Raw genomic sequence first — 18,592 nt, forward strand, 5'->3', positions numbered from 1 at the left:
CTGCGACTTGTCCTGATGGGGCACATCAGGTTACGCTCAGTGATCCCCCGCACAGTTTGTGCGAGAAACCTTACACAGAGGCTCCGTCGTTCATGAAGCATGTTCCCGTAATCAAGTTGCTGGCCGGCGCAATCATCGCGCTGACCGTTGCGAGCAGCCCGGTGATGGCGCGCGACAGCAATGCGAATTCGAAGGACAAGGACAAGAAGGAAGCGTTGTATCCGAACGCGACCCGCACGGAACCCAAGCTCGACCTGACCAGCGAAAAGGACCAGAAGGCCTTGAACGAAGGCCTGGACGCGGTCAACGCGCAGGACAAGGAAAAGGCGACGCAGATCCTGCAGCCGATCGCCGACTCGAGCAAAAGCAAATACGCGCAGGCGCTGGCCCTGCAGGGTCTGGCTAACGTTCACTACAACGACGGTGACGTGAAGGGCGCGATCGATCTGTTGAAGCGCTCGCTCGACAACGGCACGATGCCGAACGACACCTACTTCCAGCTCGAATACATGCTCGCGCAGTTCTACATTGCCAGCGAGCAGTACCAGCCGGCGCTCGACACGATTGCCAAGTGGCGCGCCGAAGGCAAGAAAGAAACCGCCGAATCGTATGCGCTCGAAGGCAACGCGGAATACCGCCTCGAGAAATATCCGGAAGCCATCGCCGCCATCAAGAAGGCGCAGGCGCTGTCCCCGGACAAGCCGAACGACAACTGGAACCAGATCCTGATGGCCAGCTACGCCGAGTCGGGTCAGACCGACCAGGCCGCTCAGCTGGCCCAGCAGCAGCTGGCCGCCAACCCGAACGACACCACCGCGATGAGCAACGCCGTCGCCGTGCTGATGCAGTCGCAGAAGTATCCGGAAGCCATTGCGCTGATGGAAAAGCAGCGCGCGTCGGGCAATCTGAAAGACGAAAAGAGCTACGTGAACCTGGCCAAGCTCTATCTGGTCACCGGGCAAGAAGGCAACGATGCCAAGGGCAATGCCGTCAAGGCAGCCGGCGTGCTCAAAGAGGGCATGAGCAAGGGCATCGTGCAGCCGAGCTACGACAACTACAAGTTGCTGGGCGACGCGTCTTATGTCGCCGAGAACAACAGCGAAGCCATCGACGCCTATCGCAAGGCAATGCCGATGGCCAAAGACGGTGAGGCCGCGGTACGCGCTGGCCAGCTGTTGCTGAGCCAAGACAAATTCAGCGAGGCGAAGAGCCTCATCCAGCAGGGCATTGATAAGGGCGTGCAGAAGAAGGGCACGGCTTACATGCTGCTGGCGGAGGCCGAACGCGGTCTCAAGAACAAGCCCGGCGCAGTTGCCGCCATGCAAAAAGCCGCTCAGCAACCCGAGACGGCCGACAAAGCGAAGGCTTGGCTGAAGCAGGCAGGAGCCAGCAAATAAAACACGGTATTTGTAGGCGCTCAGGCCGCGGTATATATGCGTTTCGACCGCGTTCAGAGTGCTATACAAACGCCATGTGCTGTTGTACCGTTGGATACTTTCCTTGTACGTGTCTAGTGGCAAATGTCATATCCCTCAGGGAGATGAATTTGCTGCCGGGTGCTGCGACCACGTCATTCCGAATGACCCGCTCCAGAAAATGACAGATGGCCTCAAGTAACGAATCAACCGGCCAAGGGCCGTTCAATTGGAGGCGTACCTGGGCGTTGGCTGTTGCCATCGCGCTGCATGCGTTCGCGTTCCTGTTGCTGGTGGCGCCTATGGCACCTCCGAAGGCAGCAGATAAGAAGGTGGAGCGTACAGTCCAGGTAAACTTCATCGAGCCGCCTCCGCCTCCCCCTCCGCCGCCGCCGCCGCCACCGGAACCGCCGAAGCAGCCGCCGCCGAAAATCATCCAGATGGTTAAGCCGCCGCCGACACCGCCGCCGCCGGCTCCGCCGCCGGCTGTTGAAGAAGCGTCGTCCAATCCGATTCCTGCGCCGCCGCCGGCTCCGCCTTCACCGCCGGCTCCGCCGACGGAGATTCAGGCCAGCTCGGATCTCAGCTATAACAGCCGTAATCCGCCCAAGTATCCGCCGCAGGCCATTCGCCAGCGTCACGAGGGCACGGTTACGCTGATGATTCTGGTTGGTACCGACGGTTCGCCGAAGGACATCAAGGTCGAGAAGTCTTCGGGCTTCCGCGAGCTCGATCAGGCCGCGATCGAAACGGCACGCAAGTGGCGCTTCAATCCGACCACAAGGAATGGGCAAAAGGTTGAGGGTTACGCACGCGTTCCCATCAACTTCAATCTTAACCAGCTGTAATTCCAGTTACAGTCACAGTTCACGCTTGACTTTCCAAGGGTAGCGTTATGTTCTTCCAGCAAACTCCTCCTGCCGCCGGTGGCGGTACCTCCAACGCCGAAGCCATGAAGTCGATGGGTTTCGACCACCTCATCCACAACTTCGATCCGCTGGGTTGGATCGTGTTCGTGGTGCTGGTGGTGATGTCCTTCTCCTCCTGGTACTTCATCATCGCCAATGCCATCCGTAACTCGATGGTCCGTGGCCGCGCCGACAAGGTGATCAACGGCTTCTGGGGCAATGGCTCCACTCAAGATGCGATCCGCGAGCTCGAGGCTCAGCCTAAGGGCGAACCCTTCTCGAAGATTGCCCTCGACGCCGCGTCGGCCGTCGCCCATCACCAGCAGGCAGCTGCCGGTGGCGGTCGCCTCGCCGAGTCGCTGAGCCGTTCGGAATTCATCGACCGCGCTCTGCGCCAGGCCGTGGCTCGCGAGAGCCTGCGTCTGGAAGGCGGCCTGACCCTGCTCGCCACGGTCGGTTCGTCGGCACCGTTCATCGGTCTGCTTGGTACGGTGTGGGGTATCTACCACGCGCTGATCAAGATCTCCGCGTCGGGCAATGCGTCGATGGAAGCTGTGGCAGGTCCCGTGGGTGAAGCTCTGATCATGACCGCGTTCGGTCTGTTCACCGCTATCCCGGCCGTGCTTGCGTACAACTTCTTCAACCGCTCGAACCGCTTGACCTACGCTCAGTTCGACGAGTTCGCGCACGACCTGCACGACTTCTTCGCTACTGGCGCGCGCGTCGAGCAGAAGTGAGGGATTGACCCATGGCGATGAGCTCCGGAGACAATTCCGGCGGTCCGATGTCGGAAATCAATGTCACGCCTCTCGTGGACGTGATGTTGGTGCTGCTGATCATTTTCATGATCACCGCGCCGCTGATGTCTCATCGGATCACGGTTGCGCTGCCGACCGCGAATCCGAAGGTTGCGGATAACGAGCCGGTTGAGCCGATGGATCTGGCAGTGAAGCCCGATGGCACGATGTATCTGAACGATGCAGAGGTCAACGAGGCTGAGCTGAAGCTCCAGTTTGCGACTGCGGCGGCAAAATCGCCGCAGCCGGAACTGCAGATCCGCGCGGACAAGACCACTGAGTACAAGATCGTGCGTAAGATTCTTGGCGCCGCCAAGGAGCAAGGCATGGTCCATGTCGGTTTCATCACGACCGGCAAGGAGTAAGCAGTTATGGCATTTAGTAGTGGTAGCGGTAAGGGACCGATGGCTGACATCAACGTCACGCCGCTGGTCGACGTGATGCTGGTGCTGCTGATCATCTTCATGATCACGGCACCGATGCTGACCCATAAGGTGAAGATCGATCTGCCGCAGCCGAACCCGAACGTTGTCAATCCTGACAACCCGCCGGAGCCGGTGCGTTTGAAGATCGATCAGTCCGGCGCGTTGTACTGGAACGACACGCCGGTGAGCGAAGATCAGCTGAAAGGCCAGTTGTCGCTGATCGGCGCGATGGGCGATCCGGCCAAACAGCCGGAAGTACAGATCAACGCCGACGACGCCGTGGCGTATGAGAATGTAGCCCGCGTGCTGTCCGACGCGAAAAGCTATGGTCTGACCAAGATTGGCTTTACCGAAGGCCAGTGATCTTCTAGATCGCAAGCAGCGTTACCCGAAAGCCCCCGCCTTGTGCGGGGGTTTTTTTATGCTCGACGCGGAGGCAACGCGAACTGCTGCTTAGCGCAGGATCTGCAGATAGTTGCGCACGGTGGTGGGCAGCCCTTCGTACAAGGCTTCGCCGATCAAGGCATGGCCGATCGATACCTCGGCCAGACCGGGAATCGCCGCCTTGAAGGTGCCGAGATTCGCCTGGCTCAGATCGTGCCCGGCATTCACCGCCAGCCCTGCTTGCTGCGCGCGCCGCGCGGTTTCCACGCAAAGCGTCAGCTGCTCCTGCGCCTGGCCTTCTTCAAAGGCCTGTGCGTAAGGACCGGTATAGATCTCGACACGTTCCACGCCGATGGCGACGGCTGCCTCGAAACGAGTCGTGCCGGCGTCGACGAAGAGACTCACGCGGCTGCCGATGGCGCGCAGCTCGGCGACCAGCGGCGCCAGTCGTTCGATATCGCCTTGCATATCGAAGCCGTGATCGGAGGTGATCTGGCCGTCGCCGTCCGGTACCAGCGTCACCTGGGTAGGACGCACTTCGCGAACCAGCTCGATCAGGCCGGGATAGGCGCCACGGGCTGGAGCAAAAGGGTTGCCTTCTATGTTGTATTCGACACGGCCGCGTATCGCCGAGGCCAGTGCGCGAACGTCGTCCGGACGAATGTGGCGCAAGTCGGGACGCGGGTGCACGGTGATACCGCCGCAACCCGCTTCGATGCAGGTCAGCGCGGCGCGCACGATATCGGGTTCGGTGCCGCCGCGGGAGTTGCGCAGCACGGCAATCTTGTTGACGTTGACGCTCAGCAGGGTCATGGATGCTTTACGAATCGGCCGACGAGACTCGGCACTGTGGACCGCCAACAGTGCGCCAATCGCTAGCGCTCGGCAAGTGTCCCGTATCGAAGCGTTCGCGGGCCGCCCCGCCATGCGATCGCACCGATATGTGCGGCGTCCAGCGTAAGCCGGCAAAGCTGCCAGGCCTGCGCGTCGTCATCGTCCAGCCAGCGCAGGTGCAACCGGTCGCTTTGGATGGCGATACGCAGCCGATGGAGTCCGAAGGCGATGCCCCGCCCAAGCGCCTTGAGCACGGCCTCCTTGGCCGTCCATAACTCCAGGAACGCGGCGCTTCGTGCCTCTTCGCCTGCCGCTTCAAGCGCACGGGTTTCCTCGGCATCGAAATAGCGCTGCGCAATCTCGAGCGCGCGCGGCCGGGGCCGCAAACGCTCGATGTCGATACCGGGTTGGACGTCGATGCCAATGGCAAGGACGGCCTGATCGCCACTGTGCGACCAATTGAAAAACAGGCTGCTGGCGTGCACCGAGGCGAGCTCGGGGCGGCCATGCTCCGACTCGATCAGCTGCACCTCGCCGGCGTCGCAGCGCAGATAGGCGGCGAGCAACTCGCGCAGCGGTTCGCGTCCCTGGTGGTGGCCGTAGACCATCCGCCAAATGTGCAACTCGTCAGGACGCAAGTGCTCTGCTACTTTCGTTACCGGTTGACCTTCCACTGTCTTCATAAGGCGCATGGTGCCGGCCAAGCGGCCATTGACACAAGCGCGCCGGCGAAGGGAATGGCAACTCCCTCGCCCTGGAAGGCACCGGTCGACACGGGGGTATTGATGTGATCGCAGGCTGGTTGCTGTTACTGGTGTCGCTGTCCTATCTGGGACTGCTGTTCGTTGTCGCCTATATGGGCGACCGACGCCCGCTGTATCCGCGCCAACCCAAGCTACGCCCGGTCATCTACAGCCTCGCGTTAGCCGTCTACTGTTCGTCGTGGACGTTCTACGGCGCGGTCGGCACGGCCGCACGCGACGGCCTGAGCTATCTGCCGATCTATCTCGGGCCGATCATCCTGTATGTGTTCGGTTATGGCCTGCTGCGCCGACTGGTGCTGGTATCCAAGCAGCGCAACATCACCTCGATCGCCGATTTCATTGGCGCACGCTTCGGCAAATCGCATGGCTTGAGTGCGCTGGTGGCGGTCATCGCGATGATCGCGATCGTTCCCTATCTCGCACTGCAGTTCAAAGCCGTATCGATGTCGTATGCGGTGCTTGGTTCGCCGGATGTTCCGGCCTTCGGCGACAGCGCCATGTGGACAGCGATCCTGTTGGCGGTGTTTGCGATCCTGTTCGGTACGCGCACTATCGATGCGACCGAGCACCACCACGGCATGATGCTGGCGATCGCGCTGGAATCGCTGATCAAGCTGGTAGCCTTCGTGGTGTTGGCCGGCTACGCGTTATGGCACGGCCCAGGACTGCAAGTGACCGCTACCCTGCCGGTCAAGCAACTGGCCGACGGCATTTCGCCGGGATTCTTTGCCAAGACGCTACTCGCGTTCTGCGCCATGTTCTGTCTCCCGCGGCAATTTCAGATCGGCGTGGTCGAGTGCGAGGACCCACGCGACCTGCGTCGCGCTCGCTGGATGCTGCCGCTTTACATGGCGATCATCAGCGTCGCCGTGCTGCCCATCGTCGCGGCCGGGCTGCACCTGCCATCGGTGCGCGAAGGCATGCCCGACGCGTGGGTGCTGAATCTGCCGCTGACGCAGGGCGACCGCGGTATCGCGCTGCTTGCTTTTGTCGGTGGGTTCTCCGCTGCCACCGGCATGATGATCGTCTCTTCCGTGGCGCTGTCGACCATGATCAGCAACGATCTGGTGATGCCGGCGTTGCTGCGCATCCGTCGTTTTCGACTCGACCAACGGACGGATCTTTCGCAACTCGTATTGCTGGTGCGTCGTATCTCGATTCTCGGCCTTGCCTGCCTCGCTTATGTCTACCACCGCGCCGTGGACGACTCCGCTTCGCTGGCATCCACGGGCTTGCTCGCCTTCGCCGCGGTTGCGCAATTTGCACCGGCCATCATCTCGGCCTTGTACTGGCGTGGCGCGAGCCGCCGCGGCATCGTCGCCGGATTGCTGGCGGGGTTTGGCGTCTGGGCGTATACGTTGTTGTTCCCGGCGATGGATCACACCGCCACGTGGTTGCAGACCGGTCCGCTGGGATGGCATTGGCTGCGACCGCAAGGCCTGTTTCATCTGAGCGGGTGGGATCCGGTGATGCATGGCACCTTCTGGTCCCTGCTCGCCAATATCGGCTGCCTGGTGTTCGTCTCGCTACGCTTTCGCCCAAGCCTCGAAGAGCGGCTGCATGCGGCGATGTTCGTGGCGCCCTATGTCACTGGCGCTACCGGGGCCGGTGACTGGCGCGGACGTGTCTCGGTGCGCGATCTGCGCACCATCGCCGAACGTATCGTGGGTGACCGCAGTGCGGAGCGGGCTTTCACCGAATATGGCGAGCGCAGCGGACGGGTGCTGCAAGGTGGCGAATCGGCCGACCGCTCGCTGATTCAATACACCGAGCGTCTGCTTGCTGCAGCGGTCGGCGCGGCCAGCGCGCGGCGTATCCTGATGGGGGCGCTATCAGGTTCGGGCCTGGACATCGCCGAAGCGATGGCGCTGATGGACGAAGCCTCGCAAGAGCTCCGGTTCAATCGCGAGCTGCTTTCCACCACCCTGGAAAACGTCTCGCAAGGCATCAGCGTGGTCGACGCGCAGATGTGCCTGGTAGCGTGGAACCGGCGTTACCTGGAATTGTTCGACTACCCCGACGGCATGGTCTACGTGGGCGTACCGGTGGCCGACCTGATCCGCTGGAATGCGGAGCACGGCGAATGCGGGCCCGGCGAAGTCGAAGCGCACGTCGCCAAGCGTATCCGCTTTATGCATGTGGGTTCGCCGCATCTGTTCCAACGCATTCGACCCGATGGAACGGTTATCGAAATGCGCGGTCGCGCCTTGCCGGGTGGCGGTTATGTCACGACGTATACCGATGTCACAGCATACAAGCACGCCGAACAAGCGCTGATCGAAGCCAACGAAAATCTGGAGCAGCGCGTCGAACAACGCACTGCCGAGTTGCGCGAGGCACTTGAAGCCACCGCCAATGCGCGGCGAGACGCAGAAGCGGCGAACGCATCCAAGACGCGTTTTCTCGCAGCGGCGAGTCACGATCTTCTGCAACCGCTGAACGCCGCTCGTCTGTTTACTGCCGCACTTCGTCAACAACCTGGTTTGGACAGCCAGACCAACCAGCTTGCCGAACGTATCGACGCGTCTTTTCGCGCAGCAGAAGATTTGCTGGATGCGCTGCTGGATACCTCACGACTGGATGCCGGTAGCTACCGGCCGGATATCGGCCTGTTTGCGCTTGCGGATGTGTTCGATTCGTTGCGTGCGCAGTTTGCGGTAGTCGCGGAACAACGCGGCCTGCGCCTGCATGTCGTGCCAACCAAACTGGCGGTGCGAAGCGACCCACAGCTGTTGCGACGGATCCTGCAGAACTTCATCTCCAACGCGCTGCGTTACACCGAAAGCGGTGGCGTCCTGCTCGGCGCACGGCGTGTCGGCAACGAAGTACGAATCGACGTCTGCGATACCGGGCCTGGCATCGCGGCCGAGCAGCAAGCGCGCATATTCGGCGAGTTTCAGCGCCTGGATCACCCATCACCCTGGGGTGAGAAAGGCCTGGGCCTGGGCCTGTCCATTTGCGAGCGCATCGCGGCCATTCTTCGTCACCGCCTGGATCTCACGTCGCACACAGGGCACGGCAGTCGCTTTTCGATCACGCTGCCGCGCGCGGAAGTGAAAGTTGCGCCACGCCGCATCGTCAGCCAGACCGTGTCGCTCGAAGAGTTGCCGCTCACCGTGCTTTGCCTGGACAACGACATGGTGATTCTCGAAGGCATGCGTGCGCTGTTGCAACGCTGGGGTGTCGATTGCAGGACCGCAGTCGATGTTCAGCATGCACTGGTAGAGCTGCAGCATGGTCCGATCGATCTTATCCTGGCCGACTATCACCTCACCGACGATATGAACGGCCTGGAGGCGATCGCGCACTTGCGTCATAACGTTGCCCAACTCCCACCCGTGGTGATGATCACGGCCGATGGCAGCAGCGACTTGAAACAGCAGACGCGCGCGTTGGGCTACCCGATGCTGCACAAACCGATCCGGCCGGCTGCACTGCGAGCGTTACTGAGTGCACTTGTTCGCAAACGATCGACGACATTGACCTGACGGCGAACTTCGCGCTTTGCGCAGACCAGACGAACGCGATCCGAAGAGCCGACAGATGGCCGACGCGACAAAGCCACGTAAAGCTTTGCGCTCCATCCTTACACATGCCTGAGAAGCCGCTACCGCGCTAGCTATGGTTTATAGCGCTCTGCACGAGTATGTTTTTAGCCGGGTGAGGGATAACCGTCGAATAGAAAAAGGAATTTCTATGAATACGAAAAACAAACAGACCCACCAAAGCGCCGACCTTTCCAGAAGACTTTTTCTGAAAAGGACAGGTGTGAGTTCCGCTTGTATAGTGGCCTCACCGCTGCTGGCAAACGGTATCGTAATGCCTGCCTTGGCCCAGGAGAACTTGCCTGACAGCGCCACGTTCAATGCAGAGCTAGACAGCAGTGACGAACTTTTTTTTAGTATTCTGCGTCAAGTGTCGCTAAAGGCAGTCAGCCTTATCCCTTATGTCGGAGGCATTCTCAGCACCATAGGTGCGTTGGTCATTCCTGGCCCGGAGGAAACGCCGGAGCAGAGGTGGAAAAGAATCATCGACAGCATCAATAGCATTGTCGATACAAAGATCACCGAAGCTATCTACTCATTGATAGCAAGTGATCTCAAGGGTATGACAGATCTGTCGGCAGATTACATAGTACTGACCGAGAGAAGAGCGCAGGAAGATCTGAAAACCTTCAGCATAAGCTGCGAGAGCACGTTCACAGCAATGATGCCTCGCTTCGCGACAAAAGGGCACGAAAAGTCGCTGATAAACATGTACACCATTGCAGCAAACATGCATCTTGGCTTGCTGAGAGATCTGGTGACCACGGGAAAGATGCTCGGTTTCGAAGAAAAAACCATAGACCTCTATCGAAAAAAATTGAGCGAAAGGGCGATTATCTATGGTGATCACGTAGACCGAACAGTAGAAAGCATTCTGACGGACGTTGCAAACAAGAATCCAGAAACCAAAGACAAACGGAATGAGCCTCTTGCTTCGGTCCTCAAGACCAAGGCGCAGTATCAATTGACCGCTCTGGACATCAGGGCAATATGGCCATACATGGATGCGGCCATGTATCCGGATAAAGTGGAGGTCCGCCTGGACCGAGAAATCTTTTCGCCTCTATGCGGATCATATTTCGACAAGAAGGTGCCAGTTCCTCGGCGCATGGGAAATGTCGCTGTGCCCAAAGCTCCGCTATCGCTACTGGAGATACGCCACTATGAGTTTATCGATGGCATGACGCTCAACTACGGGCCAGCTCAAAAAGAAAGTATTGGCGGTAACGGCGGAATGCGGAACTTCCAATGGAACGAAAAAATTCCGATCGTCAATGTTATATGTGAGTACGCGAATGCGATCGCGGCAGTGACGTTCATCAGAACGGATGGTTCCACAACGCCGAGATACGGCGATCGAAGCGGAACCAAGTTGCTCACCAAATTTCGGGCGGGATATCCAGGCCATAAGCTTTCTTCCATTCGCGGTTTTGGAACGGCGACGGGCTACGGTAATGTGCTCTCCGGATGCGTGTTTGGGTTCCAGTTGATCAAGCAAACAGGAAGTAATCTCTCCATGAGCGCGATACGTAAGCTTGCCGAGAGCGCTCCACCCAGTTTGCTGCCGATGTACTTGGAATAAGACCGCCAAAAAGGGACATACTCAGGAGCCTGTTCGCTATGATCAGGCTCCGCGCGTGGCGGCGACGGTAGTTCATGACGGACCGAGTGGAAAGAGTTCACTCTCTCAATCCGGGTTGTATCGACCTTGAAATCTCAATAATCGAGCGGAGATCGCATATCCGCGCGACGACATTGCGTCGCACTTGGCAGTGCCAGTGATTGCGAGGGGGTCGTACGCGATCTGCTTGTTGAGTAGGCCTTCGGCGAGCATCGTCAAGACACGCAACTGCTGCGGTGTAAGAGACGCGATGCACGCGCCTACTTGAAGCAGCAGACGCGTGCATTCGGCTTCCCGATGCCGCACAAACCGATTCGGCCGGCTGCGTTGAGCGCATTGCTCAGCGTGCTTGTTCGCAAAAGAGCAACGACGGTAACGTAGGGTTTCTTACCGAAGTCGTGGCGAAGGCATCCTGTTTCGAGGCATCTACGACTGCATCGTCTTCAGAGACGGGATGTATGCCCAATATCCTTTGTCGTCACGACGAAGGGATATGAGCCGACTTCGCTGAGCTTGATATTCACCACATTATGACTCCCACCATCCGCACAGGGAGTTGCAATGAAGAAGGTATTCTTATCAGCCTGCGTCGTTTCGGCATTAGCTTTGACGAATGTCGCTCTTGCAGGGATCGTCGACATAGAACTCAAAGCCGACACATCGCTCGGCGCTGCTGCTTCCAGCATCACGGTGACGGCGACCAATCGTGGCGATGTGGAGGAACGTATCTCGCGATGGGATCTGCCGATCGAGTTTGAAGGGAGCCTTGGCGCACCATTGCTCGACGTGACCCACGACGGCCAGCCGGTGGACTACATCGGCAAGCTGGTAAAACGGGCCGATGGCGATGAAAGCGACCTCATACGCCTTGCATCCGGTCAGGCGATTGCGATGAAGGTCGATGTCGCACACGCGTACGACTTGACGCAAGGTGGCCGTTTCGAAGTGCGCTACAAGGCAGATGACACGCAGGTCAGCCGCAAGCGAGCAACCACCGGCAATGCCATCATCATCGATGTCGCACCAAGCATGCCGAAGTTCGCTGCCGCCGCATTCAACCAGGTCGCCGCCGGAGACACGCAGTTTCGCAGCTGTACCGCAGATCAGACCCGAGCCATCCAGGGCGCCAGGCGAGCTGCCGGACAGATGATCAATGGGGCTCATTCGGCGATGTCCCGCACGTCGGCTGGAAACCGATATCGATACTGGTTCGGCAATCACGATAACCAACGATATGCCAGCGTCAAAGACAAGGTCGGCAAGATCAAACTGGCGGTCGACAATGCAGGAATCACGGTCGATTGCGGCTGTTCGGATCGAGGGATCTACGCTTACGTTTATCCGAATCGCCCCTATGACATCTATGTCTGCGGCGCCTTCTGGTCAGCCCCTGAAGCCGGCACGGACTCGCGCGGTGGCACCCTCGTCCACGAGCTCAGCCATTTCACCATCGTTGCCGGTACACAGGACCACGCCTACGGGCAAACCGCCGCGCGTCAATTGGCTCAGAACGATCCGGCGCGCGCCATTGCGAACGCCGACAACTATGAGTACTTCTCGGAAAACACGCCGAATCACGATTGATGCGGCAAGGGCCTTTTATGTGACACGCAAGAACTCGAAGGTTTGCTTCGAGCTCTTGCCATGACTCCATGCACCTCGATCGTACTGCCTGATACGGAGCGAACTGACTAGATGTCCGAATCTTCAGGCACGGATGGAATCGCCGTTTGATCGACCGCAAGATGGCCGGCAGCCAACGCTACCTGCGTGCGATTGTTGACTCCGAGTTTGCGCATGATCGCGGTCATATGCGCTTTCACCGTGGCTTCTGACACACCGAGGTCGTACGCGATCTGCTTGTTGAGCAGGCCTTCGGCGATCATCGTCAAGACACGAAACTGCTGCGGTGTAAGCGACGCGATGCGAACGGCGACGTCTGCCTCATCAGGCTTCAAGGCGACGTCGTTGCCACCCATCAGACGATGAGGTAACCACACATCCCCATCGAGCACGCTGCGGATCGCCGTAATGATGTCGTCGCCGGAGGTCGATTTAGGAATGTAGGCCGATGCACCATGCGCAAGCGCCCGTCGAGCGACCTGCGCTTCTTCATGGCCGGAGACGACAATCGTCGGCAGGCCAGGATATTGGCCACGGATATGTGCCAACGCCGAATAACCCCTCGCACCGGGCATGTGCAGGTCCAGCAGCAACAGCTCGGCATCGGGGTAACGTTCGATCAGCTCGAGCAGGTTCGGCACGCTGTCGGCGCTATGCACCTGTGCTTCGGGAATGGCTGCGACAACCGCGCGTTCCAATGCGTCGCGGAACAACGGGTGGTCATCGGCAATCAATACGTCGGGCATGTTTGGGTAAACAGTAAACGGTCAATAGTTAACAGAGAGAGCCAAGAATTCAGCTTGATGCTCTTATTTACCATTTACTGTTTACCATTCCTCGCTCCTATTTGATCAAGCGCTCATCGACCAGGTTCTTCACCACGCTCGGATCGGCCAGCGTGGAAATATCGCCGAGCTGATCGGGCTGGTTCTCACCGATCTTGCGCAGGATGCGGCGCATGATCTTGCCCGAGCGCGTCTTGGGCAGGCCGGGGGCCCATTGCAGGTAGTCCGGCGTGGCGATCGGGCCGATTTCCTTGCGCACCCAGGCGATGAGCTCCTTGCGCAGCTCATCGGTGCCGTTCTCGCCAGCGACCAGGGTGACATAGGCATAGATGCCCTGACCCTTGATCTCGTGCGGGCATCCGACCACCGCCGCTTCGGCGACCTTCGGATGCGACACCAGCGCGCTTTCCACTTCGGCTGTGCCGATGCGATGGCCGCTGACGTTGATCACGTCATCGACGCGGCCGGTGATCCAGTAGTAACCGTCTTCGTCGCGGCGCACGCCGTCGCCGGTGAAATAGTTGCCCGGATAGGCCGTGAAATAGGTTTCGATAAAACGTTGATGGTCGCCGTACACCGTGCGCATCTGGCCCGGCCACGAATCGGTGATGACCAGGTTGCCTTCGGTCGCGCCATCCAGGATCGCGCCATTGGTGTCGACTACCGCCGGCTTGATGCCGAAGAACGGCAAGGTGGCCGAGCCCGGCTTGGCATCGATCGCGCCAGCGAGCGGGGTAATCAGAATGCCGCCGGTTTCGGTCTGCCACCAGGTGTCGACAATCGGGCAGCGCTCGTCGCCGACCACGCGGTAGTACCACTCCCACGCTTCCGGATTGATCGGCTCGCCGACCGAGCCGAGCAGGCGCAGGCTGGCGCGCGAGGCTTTCTTGACCGGACCTTCGCCCTCGCGCATCAATGCGCGGATCGCGGTAGGTGCGGTATAGAACAGGCTTACCTTGTGCTTGTCGACCACCTGCCAGAAACGACTCGTATCGGGATAGTTCGGCACGCCGTCGAACATCACCGTGGTGGCGCCATTGGCCAACGGGCCGTAGACGACATAACTGTGGCCGGTGACCCAGCCCACGTCCGCGGTGCACCAGTAGATATCGTCCTCGCGCAGGTCGAACACCATCTCATGCGTGTAGCTGGCATAGACCAGGTAACCGCCGGAGGTATGCAGCACGCCCTTGGGCTTGCCGGTGGAACCGGACGTATAAAGAATGAACAGCGGATGCTCGGCCTCGACCGGTTCGGCCGGGCAGTCGGCCGATTGGCCTTCCATCAGGTTGTGGTAATAGCGGTCGCGCGGCGATTGCATCGGCACCGCACTGCCCGTGCGCTTGACCACGATGACGGTCTCGACGCTGTTCGTGCCCGGGCGCTGCAAGGCGGCGTCCACATTGGTCTTGAGCGGGATCTTCTTTCCGCCGCGCACGCCTTCGTCGGCGGTGATCACGACCTTGGCGGTGGAGTCGGCGATGCGGCCGGCGAGGGAATCGGGCGAGAAGCCGCCAAACACCACCGAATGGACGGCGCCGATGCGCGCACAGGCCAGCATCGAGACGGCCGCCTCCGGAATCATCGGCAGGTAGATCGCCACGCGATCGCCCTTCTTCACGCCCAGATGCTTCAAGGTATTGGCGAACTTGCACACTTCTTCATGCAGCTGGCGATAGCTGATGTGACGCGAGTCGTTCGGATCGTCGCCTTCGAAGATGATCGCGGTCTTGTCGCCGCGCTTTTCCAGGTGGCGATCCAGGCAGTTGGCGGCGACATTCAGTTCGCCGTCTTCGTACCAGCGGATGCGGAAATCCGTGGGGTCGTAGGAGACATTCTTGATCTTGCCGGGTTGGCGGCTCCAGTCCAGGCGCCCGCCGATCTTTTTCCAGAAGCCTTCCGGGTCGTTTACCGATTCGGCATACAGCCGCTGGTATTCCTCCTTGCCGATGCGGGCCTTGGCGGCGAATTCGGGCTTGACCGGGTAAAGCTTGGACATGGGGACTCCTAAAAAATAGTGCCGGGCGCCCGGATTTTCCGGATGCGGTGCCTGGCGATAGCCGAACGCTGACGTTACTGGATTCTGGCCTACGCCGGAATGACAAGTTGCAGGCTTTGCGTTGCCGATATCGGCCCGGAAGTTTAGCCGGCCGCCGGTGATCGGGACGTCGCCGCGGCTTATCGACTTTGGTCGAGTTTCGACCATTGGGGAATAGTCGCGCCAAAGCCGCTAAACCCATGCTCGGCTAGCCATAGCCTGGGGAGGCAAGAACATGGTTTTCAGACGTTTCGGTAGCCGTTATACGGCGATCGCATGCGGTATCGCCCTTGCCCTGTCGTTGCCGATGGGGGCACATGCCGCGGACCAGACCAAACACAAGAAGGCACCGACGCCGCGCGAGAAGCAGCTCGAACAGCGTGTCGACCAGCTCGAACAGGAGCTGGCCGAACTCAAGGGGATGATCCAGCAGCAGCGGGCCGAAACCGCACAGGCGACGCAAACCGCGACGCAGGCGCAGCAGACGGCACAGACCGCGCAGGCACAGGTGCAGACCGTGGCTGCCGCGCCGCCGACACCCGCGGCCAAGCCGCAGTTCGTCACTGCGCCGGGCGTTACGGTCGCGCTGCATGGCTGGCTGAACGCCAGCGCATTCAGCCAGAGCAAGAATTTCAACTACGGCAACGGCCAGAACGCGGAATACCCCGTACCGGGTAACAAGGGGTCGCTGAGCGGCGTGGATATTCGCAATACACGCTTCTGGCTCGATTTCACCGGCGCGAAGTTCACCGGCGACTGGGTCGGGTCCGGTCGTCTCGAGATGGATTTCTTCGGCGGCTTCAATGGTACCGGTGCCTATGCGCAGCAGCAGGCCATCCCGCGCCTGCGCCAGGCCTATATGGACCTGATCAATCCGAACTCCGGCACCACGGTGCGTATCGGTCAGGAATGGGATCTGCTGTTCCCGCTCGACATGATCCCGACCTCGCTCTCGCACATCGCCTTTCCGTTGGGCTTCTCCACCGGTGTGATCGGTTGGCGCTATCCGGGCGCGATCCTGATGCAAGACCTCAACCACGGTGCGGAAGGTACGCAGTGGCGCCTGGATCTGGCGGCGTTCGAAGGCTCGTGGAGCGGTCCGGGCAACACCACCAATTTTGGTACCGCCGGCAGTGCCGGCTTCCGGCCGCAGCTGGAAGCGCGCCTGCATGCGCAAGGCGAGAACTGGCTGGCGTTCGCCGTGGGCCACTACAGCAAGATGGATCTGCACGGTGTGGGCGACGCGGTTCCCAATCCGCCGATCAAGACCGACATCACCAGTACCGCCTTTGAAATCGGTGCGAACTGGAAGCCGGGTCCGTGGAATCTCAAGGCGCTGGTCTACACCGGCAATGCTCTGGGCCAGGTGTTCGGTGCCGAGTCGCAGTTCGGTGACATCAAGGAATCCGGTGGCTTCGTCCAGGCCGGTTACAACTTCACCAAGAACTGGAGCGTCAACGCGTTCTACAGCATGGTCAATCCGAGCAAGGACGATGTGGTCCGCTGGATCGGCCAGGGTGCAACAGGCAGCCTGAAGAACCGCCAGGCCGCGTTGAGCCTGCAATACGCCGCCGGTGCCTACGAACTGGGCGTCGAAGTGCTGCATGACAAGCTCGATTCGACCACCAATGGCGCGGTCGTTCGCACCACCACAGGTAACCAGGTCAGCTTGAACGGCCTGTACAAGTTCTGATCTATGCAAGGCAGGAAGGCGGTCGACGTTCGACCGCCTTCGGCATCACGGCAGTTCATCATTCGATCACGGGAGCATCCATGGCCACGACCGCCGCCGGCGCAAAAGCAAGTCTCGATGTCAGCCACAAGCGGGTGGTGTTTGCATCGAGCCTGGGTACCGTTTTCGAGTGGTACGACTTTTATCTCTACGGATCGCTCGCCGCGCTGATCGGCAAGCACTTCTTTACCGGCCTGAACGAAACCAGCCAATTCATCTTTGCGTTGCTGGCGTTCGCTGCCGGCTTTGCGGTGCGCCCCTTCGGCGCCATCGTCTTCGGTCGGATCGGCGACCTGATCGGCCGTAAATACACCTTCCTGATCACCATCGTCATCATGGGTACCTCGACATTTCTGGTCGGCGTCCTGCCCGGTTACGACAGCATCGGCGTGGTCGCGCCGGTGATACTGATCGCATTGCGCCTGTTACAGGGTCTTGCACTGGGTGGCGAATATGGCGGTGCGGCAACCTATGTCGCCGAGCACGCGCCACCCGGCAAGCGTGGTCTCTACACCAGCTTTATCCAGATCACGGCAACATTCGGCCTGTTCCTCTCGCTGCTGGTGATCCTGGGTACGCGCCTGGGGCTGGGCGATGCGAGTTTCGATAACTGGGGCTGGCGCATTCCGTTCCTGATTTCGTCCATCCTGGTGGCAGTGTCGGTGTATATCCGCCTGCAGCTGCATGAGTCGCCGGTGTTCCAGCAGATGAAGGCCGAGGGCAAGGGTTCGAAAGCGCCGCTGACCGAAGCGTTCGGCCGCTGGAGCAACCTCAAGCTGGTGATCCTCGCCCTGCTCGGCGCCACCATGGGTCAGGCGGTGGTGTGGTACACGGGCCAGTTTTACTCGCTGTACTTCCTGACCCAGAGCCTGAAGATCGATGCCACCACGGCGAATCTGCTGATTGCCGCGGCACTGTTTATCGGCACGCCATTCTTCGTCTTCTTCGGTTGGCTGTCCGATCGCATCGGTCGCAAGACTATCGTGCTGGCCGGTTGCCTGCTGGCGGCGATTACTTACTTCCCGATCTTCAAGGGCATTACCCACTTCGGTAACCCGGCGATCGAGCAAGCAGCCGCTACCGCGCCGGTCGTGGTGATCGCGGACCCCAACGCCTGTAGTTTCCAGTTCGATCCGGTCGGCAAGAGCAAATTCACCAGCTCCTGCGATGTGGCCAAGAGTTCGCTGGCGAAGAAGGGCATTCCGTATAGCAACCAGGCCGCGCCCGCCGGCAGCGTTGCCCAGATCAAGCTGGGCAATACCACGCTCGAATCGTTCGAAGGCGGCGGCCTGGACAGCAAGGCGTTTGCCGCGCAGAGCAAGGATTTCGTCGCCAAGCTGGCTGCCGATCTGAAGACCGCGGGCTATCCGGAAAAAGCGGATGCGTCGCAAGCCAACTATCCGATGCTGGTTATCCTGCTGGCGATCCTGGTGCTTTACGTCACCATGGTTTACGGGCCGATCGCGGCCTGGCTGGTGGAGATGTTCCCCACGCGTATCCGTTACACCTCGATGAGCCTGCCCTATCACATCGGCAACGGCTGGTTCGGCGGCTTCGTACCGACCATCGGCTTCATGCTGGTGGCCTGGAAGGGAGATATCTACTACGGCCTGTGGTATCCGATCGGCGTGGCCGTGGTGTGCTTCTTTATCGGCCTGCTGTTCCTGCGCGAAACCAAGGATGTGGATATCCGGCACTAATCGACGACGCAACGCTCATAT

Annotated in this window: 14 protein-coding genes and 1 pseudogene; 10 read left to right on the forward strand and 5 right to left on the reverse strand. The window is 60.0% G+C overall.

Annotated features, from left to right (window positions below):
* The first annotated feature begins 92 nt into the window (after window positions 1–92).
* The 5 genes from QMG46_RS03945 to QMG46_RS03965 all read left to right on the forward strand — a co-directional run bounded on the left by QMG46_RS03945 (window position 93) and on the right by QMG46_RS03965 (window position 3,908).
* Window positions 93–1,397, forward strand: coding sequence for a tetratricopeptide repeat protein (locus tag QMG46_RS03945; RefSeq protein WP_281851178.1), 1,305 nt, complete (start codon window positions 93–95; stop codon window positions 1,395–1,397).
* A 206-nt stretch (window positions 1,398–1,603) separates the two neighbouring features.
* Window positions 1,604–2,263 carry an energy transducer TonB gene (locus QMG46_RS03950; RefSeq protein ID WP_281851179.1) on the forward strand — a complete coding sequence of 220 codons (660 nt, stop codon included), beginning with the start codon at window positions 1,604–1,606 and terminating at the stop codon, window positions 2,261–2,263.
* A gap of 47 nt (window positions 2,264–2,310) precedes the next feature.
* The gene (locus tag QMG46_RS03955) at window positions 2,311–3,060 is read left to right on the forward strand and encodes a MotA/TolQ/ExbB proton channel family protein (RefSeq protein WP_281851180.1); all 750 of its coding nucleotides are present in this window, start codon (window positions 2,311–2,313) and stop codon (window positions 3,058–3,060) included.
* Window positions 3,061–3,071: 11 nt separating this feature from the next.
* A complete protein-coding gene (locus QMG46_RS03960; RefSeq protein WP_281851181.1) occupies window positions 3,072–3,485 on the forward strand; it encodes an ExbD/TolR family protein in 414 nt (137 codons plus the stop codon).
* A gap of 6 nt (window positions 3,486–3,491) precedes the next feature.
* Window positions 3,492–3,908, forward strand: coding sequence for an ExbD/TolR family protein (locus QMG46_RS03965; RefSeq protein WP_281851182.1), 417 nt, complete (start codon window positions 3,492–3,494; stop codon window positions 3,906–3,908).
* 90 nt (window positions 3,909–3,998) lie between these two features.
* On the opposite strand, the gene QMG46_RS03970 is transcribed toward QMG46_RS03965, so the two are convergent.
* Together QMG46_RS03970 and QMG46_RS03975 are read right to left on the reverse strand one after the other, a co-directional pair.
* On the reverse strand, window positions 3,999–4,742 hold the full coding sequence (locus QMG46_RS03970; RefSeq protein ID WP_281851183.1) for a pyridoxine 5'-phosphate synthase: 744 nt from the start codon (window positions 4,740–4,742) through the stop codon (window positions 3,999–4,001).
* 62 nt (window positions 4,743–4,804) lie between these two features.
* Window positions 4,805–5,446 carry a 4'-phosphopantetheinyl transferase family protein gene (locus QMG46_RS03975; protein ID WP_281851184.1) on the reverse strand — a complete coding sequence of 214 codons (642 nt, stop codon included), beginning with the start codon at window positions 5,444–5,446 and terminating at the stop codon, window positions 4,805–4,807.
* A gap of 104 nt (window positions 5,447–5,550) precedes the next feature.
* Here QMG46_RS03975 and QMG46_RS03980 point away from each other — a divergent pair, with 104 nt between their 5' ends.
* Window positions 5,551–9,015, forward strand: a complete 3,465-nt coding sequence (locus tag QMG46_RS03980; protein ID WP_281851185.1) for a PAS domain-containing hybrid sensor histidine kinase/response regulator — start codon at window positions 5,551–5,553, stop codon at window positions 9,013–9,015.
* Between the two features lie 208 nt (window positions 9,016–9,223).
* A complete protein-coding gene (locus QMG46_RS03985) occupies window positions 9,224–10,654 on the forward strand; it encodes an insecticidal delta-endotoxin domain-containing protein (RefSeq protein WP_281851186.1) in 1,431 nt (476 codons plus the stop codon).
* A 210-nt stretch (window positions 10,655–10,864) separates the two neighbouring features.
* On the opposite strand, the pseudogene QMG46_RS03990 reads toward QMG46_RS03985, so the two are convergent.
* Window positions 10,865–10,945, reverse strand: a pseudogene (locus QMG46_RS03990) (LuxR C-terminal-related transcriptional regulator); the annotation flags it as partial.
* A gap of 309 nt (window positions 10,946–11,254) precedes the next feature.
* Here QMG46_RS03990 and QMG46_RS03995 point away from each other — a divergent pair.
* Complete coding sequence (locus QMG46_RS03995) at window positions 11,255–12,277, forward strand: M35 family metallo-endopeptidase (protein WP_281851187.1); 1,023 nt, start codon at window positions 11,255–11,257, stop codon at window positions 12,275–12,277.
* 107 nt (window positions 12,278–12,384) lie between these two features.
* Here the strand turns inward: QMG46_RS03995 and QMG46_RS04000 are convergent, their stop codons facing one another.
* Together QMG46_RS04000 and acs are read right to left on the reverse strand one after the other, a co-directional pair.
* The gene (locus QMG46_RS04000; RefSeq protein ID WP_281851188.1) at window positions 12,385–13,062 is read right to left on the reverse strand and encodes a response regulator transcription factor; all 678 of its coding nucleotides are present in this window, start codon (window positions 13,060–13,062) and stop codon (window positions 12,385–12,387) included.
* 97 nt (window positions 13,063–13,159) lie between these two features.
* On the reverse strand, window positions 13,160–15,100 hold the full coding sequence (gene acs / locus QMG46_RS04005) for an acetate--CoA ligase (RefSeq protein WP_281851189.1): 1,941 nt from the start codon (window positions 15,098–15,100) through the stop codon (window positions 13,160–13,162).
* 274 nt (window positions 15,101–15,374) lie between these two features.
* Here acs and QMG46_RS04010 point away from each other — a divergent pair, with 274 nt between their 5' ends.
* Both QMG46_RS04010 and QMG46_RS04015 read left to right on the forward strand, forming a co-directional pair.
* Complete coding sequence (locus tag QMG46_RS04010; RefSeq protein WP_281851190.1) at window positions 15,375–16,832, forward strand: hypothetical protein; 1,458 nt, start codon at window positions 15,375–15,377, stop codon at window positions 16,830–16,832.
* An 80-nt stretch (window positions 16,833–16,912) separates the two neighbouring features.
* Window positions 16,913–18,571 carry an MFS transporter gene (locus QMG46_RS04015; protein ID WP_281851191.1) on the forward strand — a complete coding sequence of 553 codons (1,659 nt, stop codon included), beginning with the start codon at window positions 16,913–16,915 and terminating at the stop codon, window positions 18,569–18,571.
* Window positions 18,572–18,592 lie beyond the last annotated feature (21 nt).

This window comes from Dyella sp. GSA-30 (genome assembly GCF_027924605.1).
GTDB lineage: Bacteria > Pseudomonadota > Gammaproteobacteria > Xanthomonadales > Rhodanobacteraceae > GSA-30.

What these genes read in the sequence shown, in the direction of transcription:
- QMG46_RS03945 (WP_281851178.1), top strand. Translation starts at nt 93, where the DNA reads ATGAAGCATGTTCCCGTAATCAAGTTGCTGGCCGGCGCAATCATCGCG.
- QMG46_RS03950 (WP_281851179.1), top strand. Translation starts at nt 1,604, where the DNA reads ATGGCCTCAAGTAACGAATCAACCGGCCAAGGGCCGTTCAATTGGAGG.
- QMG46_RS03955 (WP_281851180.1), top strand. Translation starts at nt 2,311, where the DNA reads ATGTTCTTCCAGCAAACTCCTCCTGCCGCCGGTGGCGGTACCTCCAAC.
- QMG46_RS03960 (WP_281851181.1), top strand. Translation starts at nt 3,072, where the DNA reads ATGGCGATGAGCTCCGGAGACAATTCCGGCGGTCCGATGTCGGAAATC.
- QMG46_RS03965 (WP_281851182.1), top strand. Translation starts at nt 3,492, where the DNA reads ATGGCATTTAGTAGTGGTAGCGGTAAGGGACCGATGGCTGACATCAAC.
- QMG46_RS03970 (WP_281851183.1), bottom strand. Translation starts at nt 4,742, where the DNA reads ATGACCCTGCTGAGCGTCAACGTCAACAAGATTGCCGTGCTGCGCAAC.
- QMG46_RS03975 (WP_281851184.1), bottom strand. Translation starts at nt 5,446, where the DNA reads ATGAAGACAGTGGAAGGTCAACCGGTAACGAAAGTAGCAGAGCACTTG.
- QMG46_RS03985 (WP_281851186.1), top strand. Translation starts at nt 9,224, where the DNA reads ATGAATACGAAAAACAAACAGACCCACCAAAGCGCCGACCTTTCCAGA.
- QMG46_RS03995 (WP_281851187.1), top strand. Translation starts at nt 11,255, where the DNA reads ATGAAGAAGGTATTCTTATCAGCCTGCGTCGTTTCGGCATTAGCTTTG.
- QMG46_RS04000 (WP_281851188.1), bottom strand. Translation starts at nt 13,062, where the DNA reads ATGCCCGACGTATTGATTGCCGATGACCACCCGTTGTTCCGCGACGCA.
- acs (WP_281851189.1), bottom strand. Translation starts at nt 15,100, where the DNA reads ATGTCCAAGCTTTACCCGGTCAAGCCCGAATTCGCCGCCAAGGCCCGC.
- QMG46_RS04010 (WP_281851190.1), top strand. Translation starts at nt 15,375, where the DNA reads ATGGTTTTCAGACGTTTCGGTAGCCGTTATACGGCGATCGCATGCGGT.
- QMG46_RS04015 (WP_281851191.1), top strand. Translation starts at nt 16,913, where the DNA reads ATGGCCACGACCGCCGCCGGCGCAAAAGCAAGTCTCGATGTCAGCCAC.